The organism is Amycolatopsis sp. NPDC049159 (genome assembly GCF_040648295.1).
Classification (GTDB): Bacteria; Actinomycetota; Actinomycetes; order Mycobacteriales; family Pseudonocardiaceae; genus Amycolatopsis; species Amycolatopsis pretoriensis_A.
In genome coordinates this window covers 26,093-41,131 of the sequence record NZ_JBEZDL010000021.1, presented here as the reverse complement: position 1 = coordinate 41,131, position 15,039 = coordinate 26,093, and the positions used below count along the sequence as shown (strand labels likewise).

Sequence of the window (15,039 nt, the reverse complement as noted above, 5' to 3'; positions counted from 1 at the left end):
TCTCAGTAGCGGTTGATGCGCTTGCTGTCCTTGTTGCCGGTGATCGCCTTGTAGCCGGCCGCGCCGAGGAAGGCGATGCCGCCGATGATGGCGATCCACAGGACGGCCTTGAACACGAACCCGATCACGGCACCCAGCACCATGAACGCCACCCAGGCGACGATCAGGGCGCCGACGATCTTCCAGAACATGGTTCCTCCGCTGTGTCCCCGTGGCCCCACCGGCCCGGTCACTCCAATGTGCCATCCCCGGCGGGGAAACTCCCTCTCATCGCCCAACGTTCGGGGTTAAATCAGGGTTCCCCCTGGCCGAGCCACGCGCCGAGCCGCCGGACGCCTTCGTCGATGTCCTCGGCGCTGCCGGCGAAGGAGAACCGCACGTACTTGCCGCCGTCGACCGGGTCGAAGTCGACGCCGGGGGTGATCGCGAGGCCGGTGTCGGCGAGCAGCCGCTGGCACCAGCTCAGGCTGTCTCCGGTGTAAGCGCTGACGTCGGCGTACGCGTAGAAGGCGCCGTCCGCGGGCGCGAGCTCGGTCAGGCCGATGCGCCGCAGGCCGGCGAAGAGCCGGTCGCGGTTGGCGCGGTACCGCTCGACGTGCGCGTCGGCCTCCGCGTACGCCTCGGGCGTGAAGGCGGCCAGCGCCGCGTACTGCGAGACGGCGGGCGGGCAGATGGTGAAGTTGCCGGTCAGGACGTCGATCGCGCGGTGGAGGCGCTGCGGCGCGAGCAGCCACCCGAGCCGCCAGCCGGTCATCGCGAAGTACTTGGAGAAGCTGCCGAGCACGATCGGCTCGCGCCCGTACTGCCACGCGCAGTCGAGCTCGGCGCCGTAGGAGATGCCGTGGTAGATCTCGTCGCTGATCAGCTGCACGCCGTGCGACGCGCACCACCCGGTGATGGCGGCGAGCTCCCCGGGCGGCAGCACGGTCCCGGTCGGGTTGCTCGGGCTGGCGACGATCAGGCCGTCGATCGGACCGAGCTCGTCGAGCAGGCCGACGGTGGGCTGGAAGTTCGTCTCCGCGGTGGTGGCGAACTCGACGACCTCGCAGCCCAGGACGGAGAGCAGGTTGCGGTAGGCCGGGTAGCCGGGCCGCGCCATCGCGACCTTGGCGCCGGGGTCGAACGCGCTGAGGAAGGCGAGCAGGAAGCCCCCGGAGGACCCGGTGGTCAGGACGACGTCGTGCGCCTGGACGTCGACGTCGTACCGCTGCCGGTAGTGCCCGGCCACGGCCTCGCGCAGCTCGGGGATGCCGAGCTGTTCGGTGTAGCCGAGGGTGCTCTTCGCCAGCGCCTCCCGGGCCGCCTCGAGGACGGCCTTCGGCGCGGGCGCGGACGGCTGCCCGGCCGCGAGCGACACGAGGTCACCGTGACTCCGCTGCCGCGCACCGGCCGCGGAGAGGACGTCCATGACGTGGAAGGGCGGCACACCGGCCCGCAGCGCGGGACCGGCGAAGGCTCCGAGGTCGACCATGCGGCCAGGCTAGTTCTAGTAGCCCTGGTAGGCACCGCCGTGGGCCATGGCCTTGATGCCGGGCACGTTCCCGAGGCCGCCGTAGCGGTCGTAGGAGTACCGGACACCCGCGATGATGTTGTCGACCGGGTTGTAGATGTTGTCGTGCCCGGGCAGCTTGTGCGCGTTGAACGTCGAGTCGATGCACTGCATGAGCCCCTTGGACGGGTGCCCGGCAGCGGCGTTGGAGTTGCCCGTCAGGAAGAGGTGATCACCCTCCTGAGCAGTCCACGTGCCCAGTTCGGTCGTCACGCACCACACGTCGGCCCGCCCGGCGGCTTCCTTCCGCAGGAAGGCTCCCGTGACGATCGGGTTGTTGAGGTGCACGGAGAATTCCCGGCGCCAGGTTTCCGGCTGATCGGCTCGTTCGACCGGGAGCACCCGGGGCCGCGATCCGGACAGGTAACCGGCCAGCGCGATCGCCTCGAGCACGGCACCCGGCGCCTGGTAGACGACCACCTGCGGCCGGGTGTAACCGGGCCGCATGTATCGGCTGCCCTCGGCGTCGATGATCGCTTCGAGCCACGCCGCACGCTGCCCGGTGGACATCGCCAGCACCTGGGCGACCGCGTCGGACTTCGGATTGCCCGCTCGGTCCAGCAGGTCCCGGGCGTAGTCGTGGTCCAGCCGGAACTGGTGCCGGGGTCCGCACCCACCGCGGTCGTCGACGTACACCGCGTGCGGCACGCCGTCGAGGAGCAGGCGGAGCTTCTCCACCATTTCGGGTTTCGACTGCGCGATGGACATGGTCGGGCGGTGCTGCCTGGTCTCGATATGGCCGTCACCGGCGATCCACCCGAGGATGGCCGCTTCCCGCTCACTGATGTCCAGCGACGAGCCGGTCGCGGCCGGCGCCGTCAGGAGGATCCGGTCGCGCGAGCGGACCTCGCCCGTGGTCACGAACCGCGTCTCGGACTCGTACCGGTTCTCCTGCTTCGGCGACACGAAGCCGTGCTTCTTGCGCCGGTGAACCGCAACGCCGTTCTCCGGCTGCCCGACCGCACGCGGCTCCCACCCGCATTCCGGGCAGACCACCGGCAGGTCGGCACGCCTGACAGCGACCCGCGGCAGGGTGAGCCAGCGGTGGTTCGGCGTCGTGGTCGCCTGCCACCGGGAGTTGCTCATCCGGACCAGCTCGGCGTCTTCGTGGTGGACGACCCGGGTGATCCGCGTCCACTCGCTCCGCCCGGTGGCCGGGTTGAAGCCGATCGTCTCGTCGCCGACCTCGACCGCGTCGTGCTTCAGGACGCCGCGCCTGGTCAGGATCTGCGTGTCCAGCGGCACGCAGTCCCAGTTGTTGATGGCGTTGGGATTCCCGCCCGACTCGTGCTGGATGATCGCCCAGATGTTGGGGATGTCGGCGTCCGTGACCGGCACCCCGGCGGCCTGCAGGGCCTTGATGGCTTCCTGGATCCACTGCTGGACGTTGCCCGGGGGCGGCGAGGAGGGCGGGCCACCGCTGGGGCCGAGGCCACCACCGCCACCGCCACCGCCTCCGCCGCCACCACCGCCACCGCCACCACCGCTGTGGTGGGAGGAGCCGTTGCTGTGGATGCCGCCGGTGCTCTGCGGGACGGTGCCGTCGCTGTTGGGCAGTGGAACCTTCGAATAGCCGCCCTCAATCTGGGTCTTCATCAGTGCCTGGGACTTCTTGACCAGGTCGTCCGCGCTCGAGAGCAGCGGGTCGATCTTCCCGAGCGCGGTGGTGGCGTCGTTCAGGTTCGCCTTGTTGGCGTTGTCGACGATCTCCTTCGACGACGGGCTCGGCGCGGGCTTGTGCTCGTCCCTCGCGTGTTCGGCCTCGGCATTCATCGCGGCCTGCGCCTTGGGGGTCTCCGCGTTGATGCGGTTCTGGATCGCCGTCTTCGCGGTTTCGCAGGCGTCGTTGACCTTGCCCTTGATGTCGCTCAACTGCGACGACAGCGCGCTGAGGTCGTTGCCGACGTCGGTGAGGTGCGTCTGCACCTTGTCACCCGCGGTGGTGATCTGCTTCACGTAGCCGACGAAGGCGTCGGCGGCCGGCCCTTTCCAGACGCCGGCGGAGAGCGAGTCCGTAGCCGACTTCAGGGCAGCGCCGTGGTCACCGGCCTGCGTCGCGGCGGTCTTGAACTGCTGGGCCGCCTTTTCGATCGACTCCGGCTTGATGCCGTCGACCTGCTTCTTCTTGGCTTCGATGTCCGGCCAGTTCGGCGGAAAGTCGATCAGCCCAGCCACTGTGCCGCCCCCTTGTCATCCCGGCCCCACGAGGCCGTCCACGCACTCACTGGTTCCCGTGTTCGTGCAGCTTGAGGTCGCTCGCCCCGACCTGATCGGTTTCGGCGATCAGGCCCGCGGCCTTTTTCAAGATGAAACCGGTCGCCTCCATCAGCTTCCCAGCCGCGTCGAATTCGGAGTGCACGCCGTGCTTGAACTCGCCGACCGCGCCGTGCACGTCCTGGGAACCGCCCATCGTGCCGAAGGGGCTTTCCTTCTCGTCGTCGACCCCGGTGAGATGCTTCTTCGACTTCTCGAACTCGTCCTTCAGCTTCTCCACGTTGCGGGCCGCGATGGCCATCGAGTCCGGGTCGTAGACAGGCACGGTTCGTCATCCCCTTCGGAAACTTGTCTCCGCCCGATCAGACGTCGCCATGACCAGGACGGTTCCCGCGCTTACTTTATGACTTCACCCGGGCCGCGCGTACGGATCTCCGCCAACTTCCACCCCAGCGGGCCCCCGGACACGCTTTGTAGCATGTCCGGCGGGGAGGTAAGCGATCATGAAACCACTGAACCCGGGCGAATCCCGACATGTCGGGCGGTACCGCCTGGTCGCGGCGCTCGGCGAAGGCGGAATGGGACGGGTGCTGCTCGGGGTGTCCCCGGACGGCAGGCTCGTGGCGGTCAAACAGGTGCACCCGGGCTTCGCGCACGACGACGGGTTCCGATCCAGGTTCCGCCGCGAGGTCCAAGCGTCCCGGATGGTCTCGGGCGCTTACACGGCGGCGATCATGGACGCGGAACCGGACGCCCCGACGCCGTGGCTGGCCTCGGTGTTCGTCGCCGGGCCATCGCTGAAGGAAGCCGTCGAGGCGGCGGGGCCCCTCCCACTGGCGGCCATCCGGATCCTCGCGGTCGGGCTGGCGTCGGCGCTCACCGACATCCACCGGGCCGGCTTGATCCACCGCGACCTCAAACCGAGCAACGTGCTGCTCACCGACGACGGCGCCCGGGTCATCGACTTCGGCATCGCCCGCGCCGCCGAGGGCGACTCCGAGCTGACGCACACCGGCTCGATCATCGGCTCACCCGGCTTCATGTCCCCGGAGCAGGCCGACGGGCGGACTGTCACGCCGGCGAGTGACGTCTTCTCACTGGGCGGCCTCTTGGTCATGGCGGCCACCGGCCAGGCCCCGTTCGGCGGCGGGTCGACCCCGCAGGTGCTCTACAACGTCGTCCACAGGCGGCCGGACCTCGGTTCACTCGCCCCGGTGCTGCGACGGCTGGTCGAGCCGTGCCTCGCGAAGGATCCGGCGCAGCGGCCGACGCCGGCCCAGATCCTCGACCACCTGGGGCCGATCCCACCGAGCAGCACCCCCTGGCCGCCGGCGGTACAGGCGCTGATCGGTGTCCAGAAAGAGCAGGTCGGCCGCGTCTTGGCGCTACCTCGACCGCCGGTGGCCGAGGCGCCGGCGACACCCGGAAAACGGCGAAGGCGACTATGGCCCGCGGTAGCGCTGACTTTGGCGATCGTGCTGGGAGCGGCGACCGTGGTCGCGGTGAAGCTGAGCTCCGCGGATCAGCGCGCCGGCAGCGATGCGGGTCCCGGCACCGGTCGCCCGCGCCCCGCCGCGTTCACCGTGGAAGACCTTCGCGAAATCGATCCCTGCAAGCTTTTCAAACGAGACTCCCTACCCGCGACTGGGCCGATGGAGCAAGCGGACGGCAAGCGCATCCACTTCGAACGATGCGATTTCTCGTTCGGCGACGGACCGGACAAAACCGCGAGCACTACGCTGGTCGTCAATCTGTACGAAATGCTCTCGGAGCCAAAAGGCACGCCGATATCGATCGGTGGGCTCAGTGGTTTCGCGAAGGTCGACGGCATCTACTGCGTCGTCTCGATCGCGAACCCGTACAGCCAGGGCTTCGCGATGACCGCCTCGTCGGGTCGGGAGACCGGTGATCCCTGCGCCACCCCGACCGAAGCGATGAACGTCCTGGTCCCGCAGATCCGGTACGGCACCGACGCGCGCTACCCACTGACCGCCGGCTCCGCGCTTTCCTCCGACCTGTGCGCCACGACCGATTCACCACCGGTACCGCCGGGAAACCCGAACAAGTTCAGCTTCAACGTCCAAGGCCTGCACGAGTGCTTGTGGTCTGGGCAGAAGGATCTCGGGGTGTATTCCGTCAGCTTGCTGTCCGCGCCGAGCGAGCCGGGCAAAGGCGAGCAGCGCGACCTGGACGGAGCCACGGTCGCCGAGGCGACCTTGCCCACCCAGTACGGGCCGGTCTGCGAGATCACCTGGGCGCACCACAGGATCGACGACGCGAGCACCGAGGATGTCCAGCTCACCTACACCAACTTCGACAAGAAGCTGAGCAACGAAGAACTGTGCGCCAATGCCGAGCAGTACGCGCGCCGGGTACTGGCGAAGCTCCCGCCGGGAAGCTAGCTCAGGCCTCCGCCACCAGTTCCCGGATCCTCGTCGCGAGCAGCGCGTTGTCCGCCGGGGTCACCGTCGCCCACTCGCGGCCTTCGCGGTCGGTCTCCACCTGGAACAGGTAGCGGCCGGAGTCCGTGTCGAAGAAGGCCACCACCCGGTTCGCGCGGTGGACCACGCCGTCGCGGCCCACGCGCTCCGCGCCGAACTGGCCTCTCGCCTCCTGGCCGAGCAGCATGCCCGAGAGCTCCTGGGCCTGGAACAGTGGCACGCCGCGGTCCTCCAGCGCCGTCACCAGTGCCTTCGGGTCGCCCTTGGCGGCCGCGTCCGCGGCCTTCAGCGTCGGGTACGGGATGCTCACCGTCTGGCCGATGCCCGGGGCCAGGTCGCCCGCCACCGAGACCGCCGCCTCCGCGAGGGCGTCCTCCGTGGCCGGGATCAGCCACACCTCCGCGTTGTCCACCACCGCCAGCACCGCCTGGCTGCGGTGGCTGACCGCGCGGCCGCGGATCTCACGTTCGGCCCACACCCAGACGTCGACGCCGAACTGGGGGCGGGCCAGCAGGTGGAGCAGGTCGGCCAGCTCGCCGGACGCCCGGCGGTTGCGGGCCAGGCGCCGCTCGCTCAGCGACGCCCACGCCGACTCCACCAGCGCCGACCGCTCGGTGCGGGTGGTTCCCCCGCTCGGCACGTCGATCGCGACGTGCCGCCGAGGCAGTTCGAACGACTCCCAGAGCACGTCGAACTCCGACGCGGACAGCACCAAGGACACGGTCAGCGACCGTCCGAGCCGTGGTCGCCGATCACGTCGGGGGAAACCATCCGCTGGTCGGCGAACAGGTCCTGGTCGTCGACGCCGAAGCGGCGGACGTGCTCGGCGTCCTCCTCCTGCGGGGCCGCCTCCGACAGGAACCGCGCCTCGCCGCGCTGCTGCTTCGGGCTGATCTGCTCGGACTTCCGCAGCGCGACGGCTTCCTCCTCGGGCAGTTCGCCGACCGGCAGCGGCCGCACCGGGCCCTTCGGCTGGCCCTTCTCGCGCCGCTGGCGTTCCTTGTCGCCGCTGAGCGCGCCACCGGCGGCACCCGCGCCGACCGCCGCCGCGCCCGCGCCGATTTCGCCCGGGGTCGCGCCCGGCTTCGCCACGAAGCCGCGTTCGGCCGTGTACTGGCCCGGCGCGAGCGGGGCCTGCGGCATCGAGCCGACCGTGCGGCCCTTGGCCAGCAGGCCGTCGGGGCCACGGCTGAGCGAGCTGTCGACGGCGCCGGAGCCGGAGCCGGTGGACGTGCCACCGCCGCCCCCGAGGGACTTGATCGGCGCCGTCGCCGGGTTCGAGCCGGGCGGCAGGGAGCCGGGCGCGCCCGGCGGGACGAACTGCTCGCCCGCGCCGCCGACGGCCAGGCCGGGCGAAAAGTGGGTGGAGTCGCCGCCGGACGTGCCGCGGCCCGGGGTGGTGACCCAGCCGGGCCCGGGCGTCGACGTCGGGGGCTTCACGCCCGACGGCGTCGTCGTCGAACTCGGCGTCGTGTGCTGCGCGGCGGGCGCGGTCACCGAGCCGGTCTGCCGCGACGACCCGACGGGCCGGGACGGCTGTTGCTGCTGCGCCGCGACGCCGTAGACCGGGGTCGGCGCGTCGGCGTGCACCTGGTGCGCCACCGGCTGCACCACCGGCGGGTCGACGTGCACCGACCGGACCTTGTCCGACGCGGGCCGCACGCCGCCGTCCGGCGTCACCGCGACCGCCGCGCCGGCGACGTCGAGCACGCCGGGCGTGACCCCCGGAGCGGCCAGCTTCAGCGACTCGGGGTCGGACAGCGACTGCGTCGAGAGCAGGTTCGTGCCGCTCTCCTGCGCGTACTCGTTCAGCGCCTGCTGCGCCTGCTCCTTGGCGTTGTTCGCCGCCTCGACCTGCCGGGCGTGGTCGGTCTCGAACCCGATGAGGGACAGCAGCAGCCCGTCGGTCAGCGTGTAGCCGCCCGCGCCCTTCCGGACCGTCTCGGCGTCCGGGAGCTTGTACTTGGTGCGGTTGAAGGACTCGCCCTGCGCGAAGACCATTTCCGCGGCGTGCGCGACCTTCGTGGTGGCGTCCTGGGAGAACCCGGCCTGCTCGGTCAGCACCTGGCCGGCCGCGCCCCCGGCCTGGCTCTGCCACTCGACGCCGAGCTTCAGCAGCTGCGCGCGCAACGTCTGGTCGGTGTGGGCGAGCGCGGTCGCGACGGCCTTCAGCGCGTCGACGGCGGTGCCGATGCTGCCGGTGCCGTCGCCGGTGATCATCCGCGTGATCTGGTCGGCGATCGCGGTGTTGGTCCAGCCGTCGAACCGGTGGTTCCGGATCCCGGCCGCGAGCTCGGAGAATTCCACGCGCCCTCCCTAGTTGCGTGACTTCAAGGACTGCAGCGCCAGGTCGGCGGCGTGCACCGACATCTCGCACAGCTGCGGCTGGGTGAGCTTGCCGCGGGTGATGGGGAACGTCCGGATGGTCAGCGTCCGGCCCTTCGCGACGCCGACGAGGGTGCTGCAGTCGGCCGGGTCGGCGGCCGCGCGGTAGCTCGTCAGCGCCGGGTAGCCGGCGATGGCCTTCGGTTCGGTGGTCATGCTGTTCTTGCGGCGGGCGCCGGTGATCCACTCGGCGAGGTCCGCGGTCACCGAGCCCACCTGGTAGCCGTGGAACGGCTCCTCGCGGTCGGCGTCGAGCACGCAGACCGGCCCGTCGGCGCTGTCGGCCTGCCGGGGCGTGCTGCTGATCTTCATCGCGTCGAGCTGCACCTGCGGGAACAGGTCGCAGACGTCGACGCCCTGCATCGGCAGGTCGGCCGGGCGCTGGGGCAGCTGGGCGGCCTTCGCGCTCTGCGACGCCGCGGTGGCGGCCGTCTCGATCGGGTACGGGGTGCCGTCCTTGTCCGCGGAGCAGCCGGCGAGCGCCGCTGTCGCGAGCACGCCGCCGGTGATCAGCACCGCGCTGTTACGCACCGTGCTTGCCGCGGTCACCGAACACCGCCGCCTTTTCCTCGTCGCTGACCTTGTAGTCCTTCGCGGCGGCGCGCAGCTGCGACACCAGGCGCTTGAGGCCCGCGACGTACTCGCGGACCTGGCCGGCGTAGGACCGGTCGCCGTCGGCGATCAGGTGGTTCCACGCTTCGATCGACTGCGTGCTGACGACGTCCGCCGAGGGCGCGTCGACCCGCAGCTGGTCCAGGCGGGTGATCAGCTGGTCTTCGAGCGCGTTGGCCTGCTCTTCGACGATCCGGGCGACGTCGAGCAGCTTGTCCGGGCGGACCAGGACGTCCGCCACGGCCGGCGCCACCGGGACGGCCGGGCTCAGGTCGTACGAGGGTCCTGACATGCTCTCCCCTGACGTCATACGGACAGTGACCGGCCGGCTCCTCGTCGAGGCTACCAACGCAAGTGTGGCAGCAGCCCGGGTTTGGACGAAGTTCGTGCCCGGCCGGTTCCCCGGTCCCGTGAAATCAGGCGCGCTGCTTCGCGGCCGGAGCGCCGATCTCGCCGTTCGCCGCCTTCAGCGCGATGTCCGTGCGGTGGTGCGACCCGGCGAGGTGCACCTTTTCGACGGTTTCGTACGCGTGCTTGCGGGCCGACTTGAGCGTCTTGCCGGTGCCGACGACCGACAGCACCCGGCCACCGGAGGAGACGACGGCGCCGTCGTCGCGGCGGCGCGTGCCGGCGTGCAGCACGCCTTCCAGCTCGGCGCCGGTGATGATGTCGCCGGTGCGCGGCTTGCCGGGGTAGCCGTCGGCGGCGACCACGACGGTGACCGCGGTGCCGCCCGCCCACTCCAGCGGCGGGTGCTCGGCGAGCTTGCCGGTGGCGGTGGCGTGCATCAGCCCGGCGATCGGGGTGCGCAGCAGCGCCAGCACGACCTGGGTTTCCGGGTCGCCGAAGCGGCAGTTGAACTCGATGACCTGCGGCCCGTCGGAGGTCAGCGCGAGCCCGGCGTAGAGCAGGCCGGAGAACGGCGCACCGCGGTTCACCAGCTCGTCCGCGACCGGCTGGACGACCTTCTCGACCAGGTCGTCGACCAGGTTCTCGGGCGCCCAGGGCAGCGGCGCGTACGCGCCCATGCCGCCGGTGTTCGGGCCCGCGTCGTCGTCGCCGACGCGTTTGAAGTCCTGCGCGGGCAGCAGCGGCACGACGGTGGTGCCGTCGACGAAGCAGAACAGCGACGCTTCCGGACCGTCCAAAAAGGACTCCAAGAGCACCGGGTGGCCGCCGTCGAGGAGCATGATCGCGTGCTTGCGCGCGACGTCGTAGTCGGTCGTGACGACGACGCCCTTGCCGGCGGCGAGCCCGTCGTCCTTGACCACCCAGGTCGGGCCGAAGCGGGCGAGCGCGGCGTCGAGGCGGGCCGGGTTGTCGACCACCTCGCTGCGCGCGGTCGGCACGTTCGCCGCGGCCATGACGTCCTTCGCGAACGCCTTCGAGCCTTCGATGCGAGCCGCCGCGGCCGACGGCCCGAAGCAGGCGATGCCCACCTTCCGGACGGCGTCGGCGACGCCGGCGACGAGCGGGACCTCGGGCCCGACCACGACGAGGTCGGCCTGCCAGCTCTTCGCGAGCCCGGCGACCGCCTCGGGATCGGCCGCTTCGACGCCGAGCTGCTCGGCCACCGCGGCGGTCCCGGCGTTGCCGGGAGCGCAGGCCAGCGCCGTGACGGTGGGGTCGCCGGAAGCCGCGAGGACGAGGGCGTGCTCACGAGCGCCGGAGCCGATTACCAGTACGCGCACGCGGCACAGCGTATCCGGCCGGGTTCGCGCCGGACATTTCGCCGCCCCCGGGCACCGCGGGTGAGGGCCGTGCCGCCCTGGGTGACGGGAGGTGGCGGAGGGTGCTGCTGAATCGAGGTGACCGCTGCAAAGAAAGCGGGGGGGCGGCGCTCCGGCCGCCGGACACCACGGGCGGGCGGCGCTCCGGCCGCGGGAACCGGAGGTGGCGGGCAGTCCGCGACGACCAGTTGACGTGGGCCCGCGCCGGCAGCCCCGCCCGGCAGTGGTCCGGCCACCCGCCGCGGGGTCGAGCGCCCCCAGCCGTGCCGCGGACCACACCGTCGCGAGCAGGAGTCCACGCGTAGTTCACCGCCGCTTTTGCCCGGATACCCCCGCGCGACGCTTGCGGCATCGAGGGTGGCGCGAGTAGTCAGGGTCAACCCTGTGTGAAAAGAGGTCACCAGATGAAGCGCAAACGTGTCGGTGTGCTGGCGCTCGCCGGACTGGCGTTGCTGAGCGTCACCGGACTGGCCGTCGGGTCGGCCAACGCATCCGAAGCCGGGTCCGCCGATGCGGCCGCGCACGGGCGGGGCCACGATGACCCCGTGATCATCGGACACCGCGGCGCGCCCGGGTACCGGCCGGAGCACACGCTCGCCTCGTACGAGCTCGCCTACCGGATGGGCGTCGACTGGGTCGACGTCGATCTCGTGCCCACCAAGGACGGCCAGCTCGTCGCGCGGCACGAGCCCGAGATCGGCGGGACCACCGACGTCGCGAAGCACCCCGAGTTCGCGAACCGGAAGAAGACCGTCGTGCTCGACGGGGTCAGCACGACCGGGTGGTTCACCCAGGACTTCACCCTCGCCGAGCTGAAGACGCTGCGCGCGGTCGAGCGGATCCCGGCCAACCGCCCGCACAACACGCTGTACAACGGCCGCTACCAGATCGCCACCTTCCAGGAGGTGCTCGACCTGACCAAGCGGCTCGGCCGGGAACTGCACCGGACGCTGGGCACCTACCCCGAGGTCAAGCACTCGACGTTCTTCCAGTCCATCGGCAACCCGACCGAGCCGAAGCTGGTGTCGATCCTCAAGCGCAACGGCCTCGACCGGCCGGACGCGCCGGCGATCATCCAGTCGTTCGAGGTGTCGAACCTGATCGCGCTGCACAAGCAGGTCCGCACGCCGCTGCTGCAGCTGACCTCGGCCACCGGCGCTCCGGCGGACTTCGTCGCGAAGGGCGACAAGCGGACGTACGCGGACCTCGTGACGCCGCAGGGGCTGCGTGACATCTCGAAGTACGCGAAGTACCTCGGGCCGGAGAAGGGGCAGATCATCCCGCTGGACGCCGCCGGGAACCTGACCAAGCCGACCGCTCTCGTCGCCGACGCGCACAAGGCGGGCCTGAAGGTGCAGCCGTACACGTTCCGGAACGAGAACCCGTTCCTGCCGGCGAACCTGCGCTCCTCGGCCGAGCCGGACGCCTACGGTGACGTCTTCACCGAGGAGGCGGCGTTCCTCCAGGCCGGCGTCGACGGCTTCTTCGCCGACCAGCCGGACACCGCGCTCGAGTCGCTGCACGCCTTCCTGGGCCGGTAATCGCGTTGCCGCGAAGGGCGCTTCCGTGGACGCTGAGTCCGTGGAAGCGCCCTTTTCCGGTGTGGTGCTGGTCAACCGCGGCGACGAGACGCTGCTCGCCGAGGCGTCCGGCTACGCGCACCGCGCCAACGGTGTCGAGAACACCGTCGACACGCGGTTCGCGATCGCCAGCGGTACCAAGGGTTTCACCGCGCTGGTCGTCGTCGGCCTGATCGCCGAGGGCCGCCTCGAACTGTCGACGAGAGCGCGTGCCGTCCTCGGCGACGACCTGCCGCTGATCGACGACCGCGTGACCGTCGAGCACCTCCTGACGCACACTTCGGGCATCGGCGACTACTGCGATGACGAAAACCCGCCCGAGACACCGCCGGGACTCGTCACGTCGGCCGACTACCTCGCCGCCCTCGACGGCTACCCGCAGCAGTTCCCGCCGGGCGAACGCTTCCACTACCACAACGGAGCCTTCGCGGTCCTGGCCCTGATCGCCGAACGGGTCGCGGGCGTACCTTTCGCCGACCTCGTCCGGACCCGCGTGACCGAGCCCGCCGGGATGGCGGACACGGCATTCCTCCGCTCGGACGCGCTGCCCGCCCGGACGGCCACCGGGTACCTGGAAGACGGCCGCACCAACGTGTTCAGCCTGCCGGTCGTCGGCTTCGGCGACGGCGGGATCTACAGCTCAGCGCCGGACTTCCGGAAGTTCTGGCCCGCGTTCCTCGACGGCAGGCTCGTCCCGGGCGAGTGGGTGGACCGGATGCTGCGCGGAGCCGGCTACGGGCTCGGCTTCCGGCTGCCGCGGCCCGGCGTCGTCCGGCTGGAGGGCGGCGACCACGGCGTCACGTTCGTGAGCCTGCACCAGCCGTCGTCCGGCGTCACCGCGACCCTGATCTCGAACGACCACCGAGGTGGCGGGCCCCTGCTCAGGCAGCTGGACGAGTTCTTGACGAAGGCTTGACACCCCCTGGTGGCGGGGCTACCTTCGGCGAATTCAATGGTCTGGCCGCATACCTTTCAAGAGGTGCCCGATGGACGTTTCCGACCAGCAGACCACTCCCGACCACGCTGACGAAGACAGCGCCCGCCTGCACCAGCTGGGGTACGCGCAGGAGCTCAAACGGACGATGTCGGCGTTCTCGAACTTCGCCGTCTCCTTCACGATCATTTCGATCCTCTCCGGCTGCCTGACGCTCTACGGCTTCGGCATGAAGACCGGCGGCCCGGCCGCGATGATCTGGGGCTGGCCACTGGTCGGGGTGTTCGTCATCCTGGTCGGCCTCGGCATGGCCGAGGTCTGCTCCAGCTACCCGACCGCGGGCGGCCTCTACTACTGGGCGGCACGGCTGGCGCGCAAGAACGGCGCCGCCTGGTCGTGGTTCACCGGCTGGTTCAACCTCATCGGTCAGATCGCCGTCACCGCGGGCATCGACTTCGGCGCGGCGCTGTTCCTCAACGCCTTCCTCGACCTGCAGTGGGGCTTCACCGCGACGCCGGGCCACACAATCCTGCTGCTCGCGATCATCCTCGTGGTCCACGGCCTGCTGAACACCTTCGGCGTTCGGATCGTCGCGATCCTCAACAACGTCAGCGTGTGGTGGCACCTCATCGGCGTCTTGGTGATCGTCGGCGTACTGGTCTTCGTGCCCGCCAAGCACCAGGACGCGTCATTCGTCTTCGGCAGTTTCGTGAACCAAACAGGCTGGGGCTCGACCTTCTACGTCTTCGCGCTCGGGCTACTGGTCGCGCAGTACACGCTGACCGGCTACGACGCCTCGGCGCACATGACCGAGGAAACGAAGAGCGCGGCGACGGCCGGGCCGCGCGGCATCGTGATGTCGATCGTCGTCTCGCTGGTCGCGGGCTGGATCCTGCTGATCGGCCTGACGTTCGCGATCCAGGACTACGCGGGCGAGGTCGGCTCGACCACCGGCGTCCCGCCCGCGCAGATCTTCATCGACGCGACCGGCGCTGTCACCGGCAAATTCCTGCTGCTGATCTGCATCGGGGCTCAGCTGTTCTGCGGGATGGCCTCGGTCACGGCAAATTCGCGGATGATCTACGCGTTCGCCCGCGACGGCGCGATCCCCGGGTCGGGCTTCTGGCACAAGATCAACAAGCGCACGCAGACGCCGACGAACGCGGTCTGGCTCGCGGCAGGCGGCGCGCTGGTCCTGGCCCTGCCGTACCTGTGGAGCTACACGGCCTACAGCGCGGTGACGTCGATCGCCGTCGTCGGCCTTTACGTCGCGTATGTGATTCCGGTGTTCCTTCGCGTGCGTCAGGGTGACGAATTCGAGCGCGGGCCGTGGCACCTCGGTCGCTGGGGCAAGCCGGTCGGCATCATCGCGACGACGTGGGTCGTGCTGATCTTCATCCTGTTCATGCTGCCGCAGGCGTCGCCGGTGACGGTGGACTCGTTCAACTACACGCCGATCGCGTTCCTGGTGGTGCTCGGCGGCGCGGCGCTGTGGTGGGTGCTCTCGGCCCGGAAGTGGTTCACCGGCCCGAAGGTCCAGGGTTCGGAAGCCGAACTCGCGGCGGTGGAACAGGAACTGAAGGAGCTCGGCTGA

The 15,039-nt window shown here is 70.4% G+C and carries 12 protein-coding genes and 2 pseudogenes; 4 read left to right on the top strand and 10 right to left on the bottom strand.

Going from position 1 to position 15,039, the window contains the following annotated elements:
* Positions 1-2: 2 nt before the first annotated feature.
* From AB0B33_RS33920 to AB0B33_RS33900, 5 genes and pseudogenes are all read right to left on the bottom strand, one after another.
* Positions 3-191: a hypothetical protein gene (locus AB0B33_RS33920; RefSeq protein WP_247016808.1), complete on the bottom strand. Its 189-nt coding sequence runs from the start codon at positions 189-191 to the stop codon at positions 3-5.
* A 101-nt stretch (positions 192-292) separates the two neighbouring features.
* On the bottom strand, positions 293-1,471 hold the full coding sequence (locus AB0B33_RS33915) for a pyridoxal phosphate-dependent aminotransferase (protein ID WP_360779359.1): 1,179 nt from the start codon (positions 1,469-1,471) through the stop codon (positions 293-295).
* A 15-nt stretch (positions 1,472-1,486) separates the two neighbouring features.
* Positions 1,487-1,702 (bottom strand): annotated as a pseudogene (locus AB0B33_RS33910) (transglycosylase SLT domain-containing protein); the annotation flags it as partial.
* 1,770 nt (positions 1,703-3,472) lie between these two features.
* Positions 3,473-3,724: pseudogene (locus tag AB0B33_RS33905) on the bottom strand (WXG100 family type VII secretion target); the annotation flags it as partial.
* Between the two features lie 46 nt (positions 3,725-3,770).
* A complete protein-coding gene (locus AB0B33_RS33900) occupies positions 3,771-4,088 on the bottom strand; it encodes a hypothetical protein (protein WP_360779356.1) in 318 nt (105 codons plus the stop codon).
* Between the two features lie 178 nt (positions 4,089-4,266).
* Between AB0B33_RS33900 and AB0B33_RS33895 the strand changes: the two genes are divergently transcribed.
* Positions 4,267-6,165, top strand: coding sequence for a serine/threonine-protein kinase (locus tag AB0B33_RS33895; RefSeq protein ID WP_360779354.1), 1,899 nt, complete (start codon positions 4,267-4,269; stop codon positions 6,163-6,165).
* Between the two features lies 1 nt (position 6,166).
* On the opposite strand, the gene AB0B33_RS33890 is transcribed toward AB0B33_RS33895, so the two are convergent.
* The 5 genes from AB0B33_RS33890 to purD form a co-directional block, all read right to left on the bottom strand.
* The gene (locus AB0B33_RS33890; protein WP_247016800.1) at positions 6,167-6,925 is read right to left on the bottom strand and encodes an ESX secretion-associated protein EspG; all 759 of its coding nucleotides are present in this window, start codon (positions 6,923-6,925) and stop codon (positions 6,167-6,169) included.
* A 2-nt stretch (positions 6,926-6,927) separates the two neighbouring features.
* On the bottom strand, positions 6,928-8,511 hold the full coding sequence (locus AB0B33_RS33885) for a hypothetical protein (protein ID WP_360779351.1): 1,584 nt from the start codon (positions 8,509-8,511) through the stop codon (positions 6,928-6,930).
* 9 nt (positions 8,512-8,520) lie between these two features.
* The gene (locus tag AB0B33_RS33880; protein ID WP_360779348.1) at positions 8,521-9,138 is read right to left on the bottom strand and encodes a DUF3558 domain-containing protein; all 618 of its coding nucleotides are present in this window, start codon (positions 9,136-9,138) and stop codon (positions 8,521-8,523) included.
* Positions 9,113-9,493, bottom strand: a complete 381-nt coding sequence (locus AB0B33_RS33875) for a hypothetical protein (RefSeq protein ID WP_247016793.1) — start codon at positions 9,491-9,493, stop codon at positions 9,113-9,115. Before AB0B33_RS33875 ends, AB0B33_RS33880 begins: the two co-directional genes overlap by 26 nt.
* A 124-nt stretch (positions 9,494-9,617) precedes the next feature.
* Entirely contained in the window at positions 9,618-10,892 is a 1,275-nt protein-coding gene (gene purD / locus AB0B33_RS33870) for a phosphoribosylamine--glycine ligase (protein ID WP_360779345.1), read from the bottom strand.
* Positions 10,893-11,335: 443 nt separating this feature from the next.
* Between purD and AB0B33_RS33865 the strand changes: the two genes are divergently transcribed.
* The 3 genes from AB0B33_RS33865 (at position 11,336) to AB0B33_RS33855 (ending at position 15,039) form a co-directional block, all read left to right on the top strand.
* Entirely contained in the window at positions 11,336-12,472 is a 1,137-nt protein-coding gene (locus tag AB0B33_RS33865) for a glycerophosphodiester phosphodiesterase (protein ID WP_360779342.1), read from the top strand.
* Between the two features lie 25 nt (positions 12,473-12,497).
* On the top strand, positions 12,498-13,427 hold the full coding sequence (locus tag AB0B33_RS33860) for a serine hydrolase domain-containing protein (protein WP_360779339.1): 930 nt from the start codon (positions 12,498-12,500) through the stop codon (positions 13,425-13,427).
* A 70-nt stretch (positions 13,428-13,497) separates the two neighbouring features.
* Complete coding sequence (locus AB0B33_RS33855) at positions 13,498-15,039, top strand: amino acid permease (RefSeq protein WP_360779336.1); 1,542 nt, start codon at positions 13,498-13,500, stop codon at positions 15,037-15,039.